Genomic DNA, 13,757 nt, shown 5'->3' on the forward strand with positions numbered 1-13,757 from the left:
TGCATAGTGAGGTTATGTATGTGAAACGATATCGACATTTATACTTGCTAAGTTTTACGTTACTCATTTGTTTTGTCGTATTATCACTTTCGTATCATACCGCTTGTATTGAGAACTTTGACAATATAGTCGCACATTTTATTCAAAGCTTTCGAAACGATTATTTGACGACCTATTTTACTTGGGTGTCTTTTATCGGTTCCAAAAGAATATATTTTCCATTACTCATTATTCTTGTAATGTATTTTCTCGTTAGAAAAAAGTTGCTTAGTGCGTTGCTTCTAACAATTAATTACTACGGATCTCGTTATTTAAACAGTATGCTTAAACTATGGTACGAACGAGCAAGACCTGATGTCACGCAGCTTGTTACTGCAACTGGATATAGTTTTCCGAGCGGTCATACGATGAATGCTACTGCTTTTTTAGGATTTATTGCATACGTCACAATTACTGAAGAGCGTATTTCGTTGCATAAAAAATTGTTAATTATTCTTATAGCAAGCTTTGTTGTATTATCTATTTCAGTTAGCCGAATATATCTTGGCGTGCACTATCCATCTGACATATTAGCAGGATGGGCAGCCGGCGGTAGCTGGCTCGTTTTATGTGTTATATTCCATAAAACGTTTATAAAAAAAGAACCTATGTCATAATAGGTTCTTTTTTCATTGGCTCAACATGAATGTGTGCATGGTAAATTCCAAACTTTTTGCGAAGCATAGCTTCGATGTTGTCGGTAATACAGTGACTTTCTCCAACATCCATACGAGCATCTACTTCAATTGTAATATCAACGTACGTTTGATTCCCGTACATACGTGCTCGAATATCTACAATGTTTTCCACACCGCCAATATGCTCAATAGCATCAGCGTATTCTTCCATTTTATCAGGATCAATTCCATCTGTAAGCATATGAGAAGATTCTACGAAAATCTCCCATGCAGTTTTACAAATAATAAGACCGACAATTAAAGCGGCAATAGGGTCTAAAATAGGCATTTGGAACTGAGAACCGACAATACCTACTACAGTACCAATACTTACGAGTGCATCTGATAAGTTATCCTTTGCAGCGGCTTCTAATGATTTACTTTTTGTTCGTGCTGCAATTTTTTTCGTATACAAATACACGCAATACATAACGACAGCAGAAAATAAAGCAACCCATGCAGCGAGTACATTAGGCGCTGCGTGTTTCGGATTTAAGAAAGATTGAATGGCACTAATAACAACTTCTAATCCGACTGTTGCCATAATGAAGGAAGCAACAAGTGATGCGATTTGTTCGGCCCGCGAATGCCCATACGGATGATCTGGGTCACGAGGTTTACGAGATATTTTTAGACCAATTAATATTGCTAAAGAAGCACCGATATCCGTTAAGTTATTTAAACCGTCAGCACGCAATGCGCTAGAGAGGGTAATATAACTGATGATGATTTTCATAGAGGATAAAAATATGTAGGCCATAATGCTGACAATAGCACCTTTATCAGCTTCTTTATGAGAAAGAGTATCCATTTTAATCACTCACCTTTCTTTAAAGGAATTTCTTTCTATAAATAGAGTATCAAACGAAAGTCGTGTGGGTCTATACAAACATTGTTGACGTTTTATAGCTTTTTAAGAAGGGGATAACAAAGTTTCGTGAAGGAAAAATATGTTGAAAAGTACAAAGTCAGGGTGTGAACCTAATTAGAGTTTATTTACTAAAGAGATAGGAGGGTAGATGGATGAAGAAGCGAATACTTTTCTTACTATGTACTATTCTTATAATGACAGGGTGTAATTCATTAAACGATGAAAAACATCAAAAGATAATTGTGAAAACAGATGAAAGCCCTCTGAAAAATATTTTCCAGAGGGCTTTTATTTTAGTATGCTTCTAAAAACTCAGTAACTTGCTCTTCAGTTTTTGCATTAGCACTATGTAAGTGGCCTAGCTTCTCACTATTTTGGTATACAAGTAAACTTGGAATACCCATTACTTGATACTCTTCAGCGATACTTGGAAACTCATCTTTATTAATAGAATACCATTCAAATTTATTGAACTCTTCCATTACATCTCCGATAAAGTTGTCCATACGTACGCAATCTGGGCACCATGTAGTAAAGAACTTAACAACTACAGGCTCCTCGCTTGCGATGATGTCTTTGAATTCTTGTTCTGTTTTAATTTCTTTCATAAGTAAAACTCCTTTCAATATTACACGAATTTATATGCAAAATTCGTATTTGCAAACATGTTGCAAACTTATTATTTGTTTTTTAGTTTTGTAGTTCGTTCACACTTATAAAACTGTATTTTAAATTGTATATAACATGACTGCACTTCTAAGTGTGAAAATAACGGAACCTCACTTTACTTTATAAGCTTTTTCCAGGATTGTGTCAAACTTCTGAATTTTATACAGCAATTAAAGAAGCCCACACTTTGATTGAGTGTGGGCAGAGTGACTAAAATTAATCGCTTATTAATTTCGAATAGATATTTAAATCGATAAGCTTTCCAGCTGATTTTTCGCTCTTTCTCAGAGTCCCTTCAAAAGTAAAGTTTAATTTTTCTAATACCTTTATGGAATTTACATTTGCAGGTTCAACTTTTGCTTCAACACGATATAGTTTTAAATGTGTAAAAGCATAATCTAATAAAGAGGATATTGCTTCAGGGGCATATCCTTTACCCCAAAATTTTTTTGAAATATCATAACCAATCTCAGTCTTTGAGTTTTCAAAATCTAAGGAATTATAGCCACATGAACCGATAATGTGATTAGATTCTTTTTCAATAATAGTAAAACGTATAGCTTTATTATTTTGAGCGAGTTCGTTAAGAAATTGAATCATATCTTTTGCCTGGCTTTCATCGGTGAAATTACTTATATTCATGAATTTAGTAATATCAGGATCAGACCATATTTTAAACATACTTAATGAATCAGATGCTTTCATTTGCCTTAAATATAATCGTTGTGTGTGTAGTTCAGTAATCAATACTTTTACCTCCGTTATGTTGTAAGAATAGGTAGTTTAAAAATATTGATATCTGCGCATAATTCAGTCCCTTCTAGATTAATTAACTTTTATTATACAAGAAAATTACTACAGTGAACAAAGGCGTTAATTGGTTTAGCTATTTTCTATAATTGATGGAATCAGAGAGACAAAGGAACATGGTTTCAGTGGATTTAAAGATTTTAGCCCGCTATTTGTGAGCAGTAAGACCCCACCTTAAAATTTAGCAGAAGCAAAGAAGTTAGGTGGGGGTCGGGCTGCCCGTAAAAGCCCGATTGGTAAGGGCTAATAATCAGTGGGGGATGAACACCCCCCATTGATTAGAGTTTCACTTTATTCAATTCTTTAACAAACCCCTTATCTGGAAATTAAAGAACGCCTTGGGAGAAAGGCGTTCCATGACCAAGGAATGTATGGAAAATGATACTAAATGATTCATAATGAGATGATCATAAGTATTGTATGTATTTCTCTAATGTATGTGAAGTCTTTATTTCATAATATCGAAAAAGAACATGCATATAAGCATGCTCTTTCACAAGAAAGATAGATTTCTATGAGTGGATGCCTCCATACAATAATATATGCTTGTCCAGTTAAAAGGTGAAAAGTTTTATTAAAATCGTTATTTCAATGGAGAAGCCCTAGGATTAGGAGGCTAGGGCTTCAAGTCATGGTATATCTCACACGAAATTATAAAAAGAAAAGAACGTATTGAAGATAACACATGAATATTTCATATTTTATTATAAAAACTGTATAAGGCTAGAATTTATATAAATGTAATGGAAATTAATTAATAAAAAACTTTATTAGGGATTTGCCTTAATCATTTATAACAGTCAAGAATATTTATAAAATATGACTGTAGAAACAGGTCCGATTTTTATAACGATGGAGGGAATTGGTGTGGACATAACTCAAAGTATGGCCAGAATAGTGGTTAATGGGAAAGATATTCCGTTTACTTCAGTTAGAACTTCAATATGGAATCAAGGACCTGTAAATGATTTAATTGTTTCGACAAATCGGAGAGTCGAGGAGTTTTATCAATTTATGTGGTCACAAGTGCCAGTTACGCTCACAATGTATTTTCTTCAGGGAGCGGACTTGATGAGATTTGCTAGAATTGTTGGAATCGATCAAAGTGTAACGGGAGAATATATATATCATTTCTTTTGGGGATAAAATGAATTTAAAGCAGTTTAATAGCTGTTTTTTTATTTTATAGAGACATGATTCGAAGGCGAAGAATATGTATGGCTAGGAAGAGTAGTTTAGATCGTGATATAGATAAATTATTATCGCTTCTAAGTTTTTAAAAAATTTTCAAGAAAATCGGGAGGTTCTAATTGGATATATATCAACGCTTAGTTATTAATAGGAAATATAATGAAGGTTAAAAAGTTTAATGGGAATTTATTTATTTTTTCCAATCATAAAATGCGCAATTTATGTGAAGAGAATAATGACTAGTAAGTGGTTTAATACATTTAAAGATAGGAACATAAAAAAAGCGGTGTTAGTAATATGTATTATACAAAACAATGTAGAGAAACGATCAATATATAGGTGTTATTTTTAAGGATGTTTGTTTTTATAAGACAATATAATAAAGAAGGAACAGGTTAAGGGACAGTTTGAATTTCTAACAGAGAGCTGTGTGATTAAATAGGATAAAAGTAATTATTTAATGTTGGGATAGGTTATAAATGGAGAACCAATTAAAAGAAATATTTGGTGCATTGATAGCAGCTATAGGTACAATAACTTCCGCTATTGGAAGTACACCGTTCTATTTTATAAGCAGTAATGTAAGGGAGAATCTGAATATATATGGAAACACATTGCAAGCAGTTGGTAACGCTTTAGAGGCTGATGGTCAAGGGGAAATTTCCTTTGAAAAAATTGGAAACGAAATCCAATCAATTGGTAATGTAACTGTAATATCAGGGTTAGTTATTGATTTTACAGATGAAACAAAAGTTAAATTAGTTATTTCTGGAAATTGGGCGCAGGCTTTAGGAGGACTTACAGCATTAGCAGATGAATTTGAAGATACTTCAGATAAAGATGAGTCTTTTAATGTTGTAGGAAACTTATTGCAAGCTATAGGAAATTCCTTGCAAGCGATTGGAGGGATATATGAGCTAAAAAGTATTAGAAGAGATCGGCAGGATAGTAAAGAAAATCTAGTAAATGATACAGGGGAAATTTTAGACAATCAAGCAAATAGTCAACCGGATAAAAAGAAAGAAGGCCAGTCAATAGATACCATAGGAAGTTGGATCCAAGCCGTAGGTTCTGTATTTTCATTAATTGGACAAATACGTGAAGAAAGTGAGGAGTTAGAAGGGAGCGATAAATAGACTAGTTGTAAAAGAGCCTCACATATTGCGCATATTTGATAGTAGGAAAATTTTTTATTGAATGCTAAGTTTAAAATTATATGATGCAGTAAGTAAAAAGGGTTCAAGGAGTATTAATAGTTTAATAAAAAAGAGCGGTTAGCAAAAGCGAAAAGTTTTCATGAAAACTGGTAATAGAAACTGCTTTTTAGAAAAATAACATATACTTATTGAAAATGGAATACAGGAGTTCGTATTGTAGGTTTTGCATATGGCTATTCGTTCTCAGGAATTACACGTGAATTAGTAGGATTGTTAGTTTAGTAGTAATGAAACTTATGACGAATATTTCGATAGATACCATTATCCAAGTGGTGTCTTTTTTATTGTTAAGGAATAAATAAAAAAGAGAGTTTAAACCCTCTTTTTTATAATTATCTAACTATTATGCGCAAATTGGAATTCCTAATGCTATTAGAGTCAATGCTACTTGAAGAGAAAGCTCTAATCTAGCAATTTCGATTCCAGCAACTGAAACCACTAAAAGAGGTTGTCCATTAACGAACAAAACACAACTTTCCATGCTTACGCCTCCTTTCTAGTAATCTAATATAGTATATGGATTAAACTTTAAAAGTGTAATAGTTAAATGTATGAATTTAATATAATTAATAAATTAAACTATTATATTTAATAAATTAAAATTGACCTAACAGCTGCTTTTTTGTCACTTTATAAGAAGGGTCAGAATATATTAGAAGTATAAAAATTATAGGAGTGATAGATATGTTCTTTGCAAAATTGCGTGGTAGAAATGAAGTTCCACCAGTAGAAACAGATGCTCGAGGAGAGGGTTTCTTTAAATTAAGTCGGGACGAGCTTAGCCTAAGGTTCAAGTTAGATTTATTCAATATAGAGGATGTAGTAGCTGCCCATCTGCATCTTGGATTAAAAGGAACGAACGGCCCTGTTGTAGCTTTTTTATTTGGACCGATAACAAATCCAGTTTCAATAGAGTGCGCAACTCTTACGGGAATGATTACTCAAGAAGATTTGGTTGGACCGTTAGCGGGTCAAACATTAGGCACTCTTGTAAATGAGATTATATCTGGAAACATATATATTAATGTTCATACAGTACAACATCCTAATGGTGAAATTCGTGGACAACTAAATTATTGCTAATGAATAATGGTAGTAGGAAAATTTAGCGAGAAACAAAAAGCATCCGTTGAGGGTGCTTTTATTTGGAGAATGATATTTATATTAAAAATGTTTAAACTTAATACAAGCTAGTGAATTAGCTTTCAGCACTCACTGAAATATAGAATCATAACATACTTTGTAATAAATTATACGGAAGTGAGTTGAAAATCATGTTTTATTCATATTTTAATTCTGAAACTGGTATGCGACCAGCGTATGGTACATCTATAACGTATAGTGGAGCACAAAGTACAGTCCAAGCTATTCAACAAGCATTGCAAATGCAACAACAATTGCAAATGCAGCAGCAAGGTGTACAACCGTATTATTCATCCGTAGAGTATTTTTACCCAGTACATCATGTTACACCGTACGGAAGTTCTTTTCTTACTATTCCATATGGAACTGTATACAACTTATAACTAATAAGGAATGAAGTGGTGTATATAAATAAGGGTGCAGGTTAATAGCGCCCTTATGAATAATAAAAATAGCTAGTCCAAACCTTATAAATCAATCTTACATAATATGTAGTAATAAGTTTGAAAGGGGAATTAGTATGTCTTGTTATTACTACTGTAAGTATTGTAAGGAGTATAAAAAGAAGCTTCATGATTGTTGTAAGAACACTAGTAAGTGCCATGATAACAAGGACAATCTTGTTAGAGCATCGGCATTTAGAGCTAGAAATACAGTAAATCAAAATGTTCCTGCTAATACTTTTGTGAAAGTGTTATTTCAAAATGAACAATTTGATTTAGCGAATGAGTATAATCCAGCAACATCTATTTTTATGCCGAAGACTAAAGGAGTATATTCTATTATTGGAACGATTGGTTTCTTTCCAAACGATCCAACTTTAAATTATAGAGCGCGTGTAGAAATTCGTGTGAATGGAAACGCAGCGATAGCTATAGATAATGACTTTTTTGGTCCAATAAGTTTTGGAAATGTAGTAAGTGTTTCGACGATTGTTCAATTGAATGCAGGGGATGAAGTTGAGATTTATGCACAAAGTAGTATAGATGGAGTTTTAAGTCCTTTAGAAGATGGTGCACATTTTGAAGCAGCAAGATTTCCTTCGCCGATTAAATAAAGTCATTAAACATTGAGTTTACAGAAGCTTAAAGGTAAATCCTCACCGAAATGGTGAGGGTTTTTTACTCTATTAAAAATAGTAACAGGTCGTCCAAGCTATTCTAATCTATATAGCATACTATATAAAAATAAGTGTAAAGGGGGACTAACTATGTCTTATTATTACTGTAAGTATTGTAAAGATTACAAAAAGGAAAGTCATGATTGTTATAGAAAAAGTAGTAAATGTGATAGGAAGTATGTAAAGGTGAAGTGTTGTGATGATAAGAAAGAGGAGCTTGTAAGGGCATCGGCATTTAGAGCTGTGAATACAGTTAATCAACCTGTTCTAGCAAATACTCCTGTTAAAGTATTATTTCAAAATGAACAATTTGATCTAGCGAATGAATATAATCCAGTAACATCCATTTTCACTCCGAAAACTAGAGGGGTATATAGTGTATTAGGAAATATAACATTTTCTCCAAATGATTTTAATGTGAATTACAGAGCTAGAGTAGAAATTCGTGTAAATGGAAATCCAGCAATAGCGATAGATAATGATTTCTTTGGAACAGGAGTATTTTTTAATAATGATGTTTCAGTAACTACTATTCTTCAATTAGAAGCAGGAGATTCAGTTGAAGTTTTTGCAGAAAGTAGTATTGCGGGCGTAATTGTACAAAATGTTAATGGTTTAAATACGGTTCACTTTGAAGCGGCAAGATTTCCTTCTCCAATTAAATAAAACAGATCATTAAATGTTTTTTAGTAGGTTTAGTTAATCCCCTTACCAAATGGTGGGGGATTATTATTGTTTTTCTAAAATATATAAGTAAACAGGTAAAGTGTAGTTTAATTTGTAGAGGCTTTAACCTTATTCAGATAATGAAAAAAATAATATGTAAATAAGTAACATGCTTCTGAAAACTCAGTGTTAGTAAGTTTACTAGTTTTTTTATAGAACAAGAAAGACGAAATACATAAAAGATCGTATCATTACGTTTTTTCTTTACTATATAGAAATTACATATTGAACATAAACTTGTGTAGGGAATGCTAGTACACTGAAAAGAATAACATAAAGGCGATTACACTATATAAAAACAAAATCAATCCTAAGATGAGTAGTATTGGATGCAGCTTGAACATATTTGACCTCCTTGAGTACATAAAGAATTTTAATATATTGTTGGTCAATTTAGAAGGGGACGGTTACATAAAAAAAGAGCATACATAATAAGTACGCTCCAAAGAAAGATAGGTTTTATGAGTGGATAATCTCCATACGATAATATATGTCCTTTTAATAAAAACGTGTAAAAAATCAATGAATTATCAATGGAATATCATAAAATGAGTAATTTTAGTCTAGGAATGCAGTCATTTTCTTTCTCAGTTATTTTAGGTAACAAAGTTGTGAAAATCGTGCATTATGCGGACTAACAACGGGATAACGATCGTACTTCAGTTACATATTTCTTAAAGTCTGGATATTGCGTGATAGTTTGACATTTTGGGGTGCATAGTTGATTAATAATAGACACATTTGTAATTACTTCGTTACAAGGACCGAAAAATGTAACTTTTAGCTTTGAATTTGGTGGGATTTTGAACACGATAGGCTTTTTTCCATGAAATCAGCTCCTAATATTGAGTATTATAATTTAATGGATATAGAGTCGTATTAGTATAATATGAAATTTCAGTGGATTTGCTTATAATAAAGAATTTCATAGTAGTAAAAGTGCTTAAAGATGTAAAAGGGAAATTGAGAATGCGAAATAAAATGTTTAATTAATATAATCAATAAATACGAAAATAGTTAATATAACTAATACATTTTTTAATTTGTTACATATTATGTTAGTAAGAATGGTATAAGGAGGTAATATAAAGTAGTGGAAGAAAATGTACAAGCTCAGCTTTCGCCACCGTGGATCACATATTTTAATGAATTGAAAAATTCAATAGGTGCTGATCCAACTGTTACAGTTGGGCCACTTATTCCTGTTGGTGGTAATTATATTATTTTAGTGCATGCGTTAAGCAACGAAAAAGCGAGAGCATTAGCAACGCTTTTAAAATCTTTTGTACAATTTGGGAATGTAAGTGTGACAGTTATTGTAACGAATAATGAGAATGAAATTGTAAATCCATTTCCTTGTCCACTAGATGCATTTGAAATAGCTCATTTATTTCAAGTAGCACTAGAAAATAATCCTTATTTTGAACAAGTTGTGGTACAGCCTCAGTTCCCTGGCGGACCGAATGTTGTCTTTCCGGTTTTCGCTGCGGAAGTCATTCAGTTTTTCAATGACGATATTTCTAACTTATGTCAAACGTTTACAGGTGTTGCTGCCAATGTATTTCGTGATGTAATGAATGATGAGATTTGTGGTATCCCAATTCTATTTTCCACAAGTTGTGTTATGAGCAGTGAAAATCAAGAATTACAAAATACAGATTTAGCACCAAAGTTGTTTTATTAAACTGTAAAAAGACATTTTCATTAATAGAAAATGTCTTTTTTTATGCACCAATAGTGTTCAGGTTGGAAAATTGTGATTTAAAAGGAGTAAACTTCAATTAATTAAAATTTTTCTAAATCTCAAATTTCATGTAGAGGTAGTAATTTTGACTTAAGAATATATAGAAAATGAGGGATGAAATTTTTTAGTTGAAAGGAAATCGATACTGAAAGTTATAACTTAATAATATAGGGGGTTTTTTCTAATATATGTAAAAATGATTGGTAGGACGAGATTACATAATAAATGAATAGTAGGGTGTATTTCGAATATTTTATGTGGCATACATGTTAAAGTTTATAGAAATATTTCTGAAAGAGAATATATTTTGAAAAACGGTAAAGATTCTTTTTACTTATATTATAGATAGCTAGTTTTAGAGAGCTGAGGCTTACAATAAAACTAGCTATGAATAGGACATTCAAAAGGAGCTGGAATGTATGGGGTATATTGTAGACATTTCAAAATGGAATGGAACTATCAATTGGGATATTGCAGCATCTCAGCTAGATTTAGTGATTGCTAGAGTTCAAGATGGCTCTAATACGGTGGATTTTATGTATCAAAATTATGTTAGTGAAATGAAAAAGCATAGTATCCCATTTGGTAATTATGCTTTTTGCCGTTTTATATCTATTGCTGATGCGAAGAAAGAGGCGCAAGATTTTTGGAATCGTGGTGATCAATCTGCTAAGTTTTGGGTAGCGGACGTAGAAGTTCAAACGATGGCAGATATGCAAGGCGGGACACAGGCATTTATTGATGAATTACGCCGTTTAGGTGCGGAAAAAGTAGGATTATATGTAGGGCATCACACGTATCTATCATTTGGAGCACGTAATATTGAAGCTGATTTCGTATGGATCCCTCGTTATGAAGGGAATAAGCCAGCATATTCATGTGATATGTGGCAATATACGGATTCAGGGAATGTTCCTGGGATTGGGAAATGTGATCTGAATCGATTAGTAGGAAATAAGTCACTTTCTTGGTTTATAGATTCCAACAAAGCAAATCAATCTAACATAGTGTATACACAGCAACCGAATGGCATTGGTATTGCAGTTTCGAAATATCCTGATGGATATGGAATAAATTTATATGAAAACCCCATGAATCCCCAATTTACAGGTACACTCACTCAGAAAATTCCATATTTAATCTTAGCAGGTTATTGGGGAGGCGGTGAGCAAGATATGATTTGTTTAGGGAACGATAAGCAGTGGGTATATTTAAAACATTTTAATGTGAAATGGTTTTATGCAACTTCAAAATATCCTGTCGGTTACGGAGTAAATTATTATGAAGAGCCTGAATGTATGAATTATAAAGGAAACATAGATGGATCGAAATCTTTTCGAGTGTGGGGTAGAGTGGGAAATGCGGTAGATATCGGGCAGAATAGTTGGATACCTGAAAAACATGTAATTATTAAGCAACTATAGAAGCTATATTTTTTTGAGAATTATATAAAGAGTCTTCTTACTATGCATAGTAAGAAGACTCTTTATATTTAAAAATGAAAATACATGATACATAGTCAACTCATATGAAATGAATTACATGTAGAAAACACACTGTTTTCACAATGACTGTGTATAGTTAATTTGCATAATGATAAAAGTGAGGTATTTGAATTGAAAAAGAAGAAAATATTTATTGGAACAATTATTTCATGCATGATGCTAGCATTATCTGCATGTGGTTCCTCAGACAACGTAGTAACATCAAAAGTAGGAAATGTTACAGAGAAAGAATTAAGTAAAGAATTACGACAACAATATGGAGAAAGTACTTTATATCAAATGATGTTAAGTAAGGCATTGTTAGATAAATATAAAGTTTCAGATGAGGAAGCAAAAAAGAAAGTAGAAGAAGCAAAAGATAAAATGGGCGAGAACTTTAAATCGACTTTAGAACAACTTGGGTTGAAAAATGAAGATGAATTAAAAGAAAAAATGAAGCCAGAAATTGCATTTGAGAAAGCGATTAAAGCAACAGTTACAGATAAAGATGTGAAAGATAACTATAAACCAGAAATGAAAGTAAGTCACATTTTAGTGAAAGATGAAAAAACGGCTAAAGAAATAAAGGAGAAAGTAAATAATGGTGAAGATTTTGCTGCCTTAGCAAAACAGTATTCAGAAGATACTGGTTCAAAGGAACAGGGCGGGGAAATATCTAGTTTTGCTCCTGGGCAAACAGTGAAAGAATTTGAGGAAGCTGCGTATAAATTAGATGCAGGCCAAGTAAGTGAGCCGGTTAAAACAACTTACGGTTACCATATTATTAAAGTGACGGATAAAAAAGAATTGAAGCCATTTGATGAAGTAAAGGATAAAATTCGTAAAGATATAGAACAACAAAGACTACAAGATACGACAGGTAAATGGAAACAACAAGTAGTCAATGATTTATTGAAAGATGCTGATATTAAAGTGAATAATAAAGAATTTAAAGATACATTTAAATTTCTAGAAAAGAAATAATGACTGTAATCATAATTAGAAAAGGGAACTCATATAGAGTTCCCTTTTTCTAATTAGTGTGTGAGTTATAAATAGATAGTAAGACAATACAATATTACATTTAAATATTAAGAATTACAATGGGAAATTATGGATTATAATTATTTCAACGAAAGTGAATATTCTAAGGTTTTCATTATGCAAGTTTATTACATATATTTACTCTTTAATAATGGATATCGAACATAATTTAAAAAATAATACATATAATGTTTTTGAATAAATATTTAACATGGATAATTAGTAAAAAGCTGAGCATTCGATTGGAAAGGATGTTCTTTTTCATATGAAAATTTTAGGATAAAGAATGAATTGTTTTAAACGCGTCATTTACCACATCAATAAATTAAGGTGGTGGAGAATATATGAAAGTAATCTTTCAAGGAGAGGGCGGCGCGAAAATTTTTGAGTCATATGATGAAAATGTAAGTGATTTATTAGCTATATTAAAAGAAACGAAAGGGATTAAAATCGGGATGGTTGAGTATAAAGTGTTAAAGTACGAACTTAATTATTTTCGTCATCCGAAAAAAGCGGATACAGAGAGAGAGTTACATATAATAGTACAACCTAAGTATATGTAATAAAATATAATAATAAAAATCATTGATTCAGTTTTGTAAAGTTCCATAGAGTATGTAAGAAAAGAGAGTGTTGTATGGTCATCTCCCTGTCAAGTAGACAGTAATAAAAAGAGTATTATGCCACGGCCTTTTCCCGATATTCTATCGGGGAAAGGCCGTGAAGTTTTTCTTGGAATCTTTCTGTATTATAAAATTGAATATATTCTTGAATTGCTCGGTAGGCCATTTCATATGTTTTTGGGCACACTAAATACAACTTCTCTGTTTTTAAATGTGAGAAGAATGATTCGATACACGCATTATCAAAACAGTTTCCACGTCTAGAATGACTACCGACAAATCCTAATTTCTCTAACTGTTTTGCGTAGGATTTAGATGTATATTGAAACCCTTGATCTGAATGGAAAAGGGGCTTAGTAGTTAATGACTTCCCTTCTAATTGACGTAATGTAGTTAAAA

General features: G+C 32.2%; 17 protein-coding genes. 11 read left to right on the top strand and 6 right to left on the bottom strand.

The features are described from left to right. Nucleotides 1–20: 20 nt before the first annotated feature. The gene (locus BAQ53_RS10760; protein WP_000833370.1) at nt 21–656 is read left to right on the top strand and encodes a phosphatase PAP2 family protein; all 636 of its coding nucleotides are present in this window, start codon (nt 21–23) and stop codon (nt 654–656) included. On the opposite strand, the gene BAQ53_RS10765 is transcribed toward BAQ53_RS10760, so the two are convergent. The 3 genes from BAQ53_RS10765 to BAQ53_RS10775 all read right to left on the bottom strand — a co-directional run bounded on the left by BAQ53_RS10765 (nt 646) and on the right by BAQ53_RS10775 (nt 3,003). Then, nucleotides 646–1,527, bottom strand: a complete 882-nt coding sequence (locus BAQ53_RS10765; protein WP_000380379.1) for a cation diffusion facilitator family transporter — start codon at nt 1,525–1,527, stop codon at nt 646–648. The genes BAQ53_RS10760 and BAQ53_RS10765 overlap by 11 nt on opposite strands. A gap of 353 nt (nt 1,528–1,880) precedes the next feature. Further along, entirely contained in the window at nt 1,881–2,195 is a 315-nt protein-coding gene (locus BAQ53_RS10770; protein WP_000658788.1) for a thioredoxin family protein, read from the bottom strand. A 277-nt stretch (nt 2,196–2,472) separates the two neighbouring features. Beyond that, nucleotides 2,473–3,003, bottom strand: a complete 531-nt coding sequence (locus BAQ53_RS10775; protein WP_000627264.1) for a GNAT family N-acetyltransferase — start codon at nt 3,001–3,003, stop codon at nt 2,473–2,475. A gap of 882 nt (nt 3,004–3,885) precedes the next feature. On the opposite strand from BAQ53_RS10775, the gene BAQ53_RS10780 reads away from it, so the two are divergent. Both BAQ53_RS10780 and BAQ53_RS10785 read left to right on the top strand, forming a co-directional pair. Then, nucleotides 3,886–4,212 carry a hypothetical protein gene (locus tag BAQ53_RS10780; protein WP_002164002.1) on the top strand — a complete coding sequence of 109 codons (327 nt, stop codon included), beginning with the start codon at nt 3,886–3,888 and terminating at the stop codon, nt 4,210–4,212. Nucleotides 4,213–4,736: 524 nt separating this feature from the next. Further along, nucleotides 4,737–5,393, top strand: a complete 657-nt coding sequence (locus BAQ53_RS10785; RefSeq protein WP_046946336.1) for a DUF6944 family repetitive protein — start codon at nt 4,737–4,739, stop codon at nt 5,391–5,393. A gap of 424 nt (nt 5,394–5,817) precedes the next feature. On the opposite strand, the gene BAQ53_RS10790 is transcribed toward BAQ53_RS10785, so the two are convergent. After that, nucleotides 5,818–5,955, bottom strand: a complete 138-nt coding sequence (locus BAQ53_RS10790; RefSeq protein WP_000443219.1) for a DUF3956 family protein — start codon at nt 5,953–5,955, stop codon at nt 5,818–5,820. A 203-nt stretch (nt 5,956–6,158) separates the two neighbouring features. Here BAQ53_RS10790 and BAQ53_RS10795 point away from each other — a divergent pair, with 203 nt between their 5' ends. The 4 genes from BAQ53_RS10795 to BAQ53_RS10810 all read left to right on the top strand — a co-directional run bounded on the left by BAQ53_RS10795 (nt 6,159) and on the right by BAQ53_RS10810 (nt 8,403). Further along, complete coding sequence (locus tag BAQ53_RS10795; protein ID WP_000464545.1) at nt 6,159–6,557, top strand: CHRD domain-containing protein; 399 nt, start codon at nt 6,159–6,161, stop codon at nt 6,555–6,557. A 191-nt stretch (nt 6,558–6,748) separates the two neighbouring features. Further along, nucleotides 6,749–7,000, top strand: coding sequence for a DUF3947 family protein (locus BAQ53_RS10800; protein ID WP_000500095.1), 252 nt, complete (start codon nt 6,749–6,751; stop codon nt 6,998–7,000). A gap of 137 nt (nt 7,001–7,137) precedes the next feature. Then, complete coding sequence (locus tag BAQ53_RS10805; protein WP_001278090.1) at nt 7,138–7,674, top strand: C1q-like domain-containing protein; 537 nt, start codon at nt 7,138–7,140, stop codon at nt 7,672–7,674. 153 nt (nt 7,675–7,827) lie between these two features. Then, a complete protein-coding gene (locus tag BAQ53_RS10810) occupies nt 7,828–8,403 on the top strand; it encodes a complement C1q domain-containing protein (protein WP_000122944.1) in 576 nt (191 codons plus the stop codon). Nucleotides 8,404–9,097: 694 nt separating this feature from the next. On the opposite strand, the gene BAQ53_RS10815 is transcribed toward BAQ53_RS10810, so the two are convergent. Further along, complete coding sequence (locus BAQ53_RS10815; protein WP_208906946.1) at nt 9,098–9,277, bottom strand: hypothetical protein; 180 nt, start codon at nt 9,275–9,277, stop codon at nt 9,098–9,100. 279 nt (nt 9,278–9,556) lie between these two features. On the opposite strand from BAQ53_RS10815, the gene BAQ53_RS10820 reads away from it, so the two are divergent. The 4 genes from BAQ53_RS10820 to BAQ53_RS10835 all read left to right on the top strand — a co-directional run bounded on the left by BAQ53_RS10820 (nt 9,557) and on the right by BAQ53_RS10835 (nt 13,298). After that, complete coding sequence (locus tag BAQ53_RS10820) at nt 9,557–10,147, top strand: hypothetical protein (RefSeq protein WP_000392280.1); 591 nt, start codon at nt 9,557–9,559, stop codon at nt 10,145–10,147. A gap of 479 nt (nt 10,148–10,626) precedes the next feature. Beyond that, nucleotides 10,627–11,631 carry a glycoside hydrolase family 25 protein gene (locus BAQ53_RS10825; RefSeq protein ID WP_000540657.1) on the top strand — a complete coding sequence of 335 codons (1,005 nt, stop codon included), beginning with the start codon at nt 10,627–10,629 and terminating at the stop codon, nt 11,629–11,631. Nucleotides 11,632–11,823: 192 nt separating this feature from the next. Continuing rightward, nucleotides 11,824–12,675: a peptidylprolyl isomerase PrsA gene (locus BAQ53_RS10830; protein WP_000727343.1), complete on the top strand. Its 852-nt coding sequence runs from the start codon at nt 11,824–11,826 to the stop codon at nt 12,673–12,675. Between the two features lie 404 nt (nt 12,676–13,079). Further along, nucleotides 13,080–13,298, top strand: coding sequence for a hypothetical protein (locus BAQ53_RS10835; RefSeq protein WP_000864279.1), 219 nt, complete (start codon nt 13,080–13,082; stop codon nt 13,296–13,298). A 115-nt stretch (nt 13,299–13,413) separates the two neighbouring features. Here the strand turns inward: BAQ53_RS10835 and BAQ53_RS10840 are convergent. Then, on the bottom strand, nt 13,414–13,757 hold a 344-nt coding region (locus tag BAQ53_RS10840; protein ID WP_208906051.1), incomplete at its 5' end, for an IS3 family transposase.

It is taken from the genome of Bacillus sp. B25(2016b) (assembly GCF_001679765.1).
GTDB classification, from domain to species: domain Bacteria; phylum Bacillota; class Bacilli; order Bacillales; family Bacillaceae_G; genus Bacillus_A; species Bacillus_A thuringiensis_K.

What these genes read in the sequence shown, in the direction of transcription:
- BAQ53_RS10765 (WP_000380379.1), bottom strand. Translation starts at nt 1,527, where the DNA reads ATGGATACTCTTTCTCATAAAGAAGCTGATAAAGGTGCTATTGTCAGC.
- BAQ53_RS10770 (WP_000658788.1), bottom strand. Translation starts at nt 2,195, where the DNA reads ATGAAAGAAATTAAAACAGAACAAGAATTCAAAGACATCATCGCAAGC.
- BAQ53_RS10780 (WP_002164002.1), top strand. Translation starts at nt 3,886, where the DNA reads ATGACTGTAGAAACAGGTCCGATTTTTATAACGATGGAGGGAATTGGT.
- BAQ53_RS10785 (WP_046946336.1), top strand. Translation starts at nt 4,737, where the DNA reads ATGGAGAACCAATTAAAAGAAATATTTGGTGCATTGATAGCAGCTATA.
- BAQ53_RS10790 (WP_000443219.1), bottom strand. Translation starts at nt 5,955, where the DNA reads ATGGAAAGTTGTGTTTTGTTCGTTAATGGACAACCTCTTTTAGTGGTT.
- BAQ53_RS10795 (WP_000464545.1), top strand. Translation starts at nt 6,159, where the DNA reads ATGTTCTTTGCAAAATTGCGTGGTAGAAATGAAGTTCCACCAGTAGAA.
- BAQ53_RS10800 (WP_000500095.1), top strand. Translation starts at nt 6,749, where the DNA reads ATGTTTTATTCATATTTTAATTCTGAAACTGGTATGCGACCAGCGTAT.
- BAQ53_RS10805 (WP_001278090.1), top strand. Translation starts at nt 7,138, where the DNA reads ATGTCTTGTTATTACTACTGTAAGTATTGTAAGGAGTATAAAAAGAAG.
- BAQ53_RS10810 (WP_000122944.1), top strand. Translation starts at nt 7,828, where the DNA reads ATGTCTTATTATTACTGTAAGTATTGTAAAGATTACAAAAAGGAAAGT.
- BAQ53_RS10825 (WP_000540657.1), top strand. Translation starts at nt 10,627, where the DNA reads ATGGGGTATATTGTAGACATTTCAAAATGGAATGGAACTATCAATTGG.
- BAQ53_RS10835 (WP_000864279.1), top strand. Translation starts at nt 13,080, where the DNA reads ATGAAAGTAATCTTTCAAGGAGAGGGCGGCGCGAAAATTTTTGAGTCA.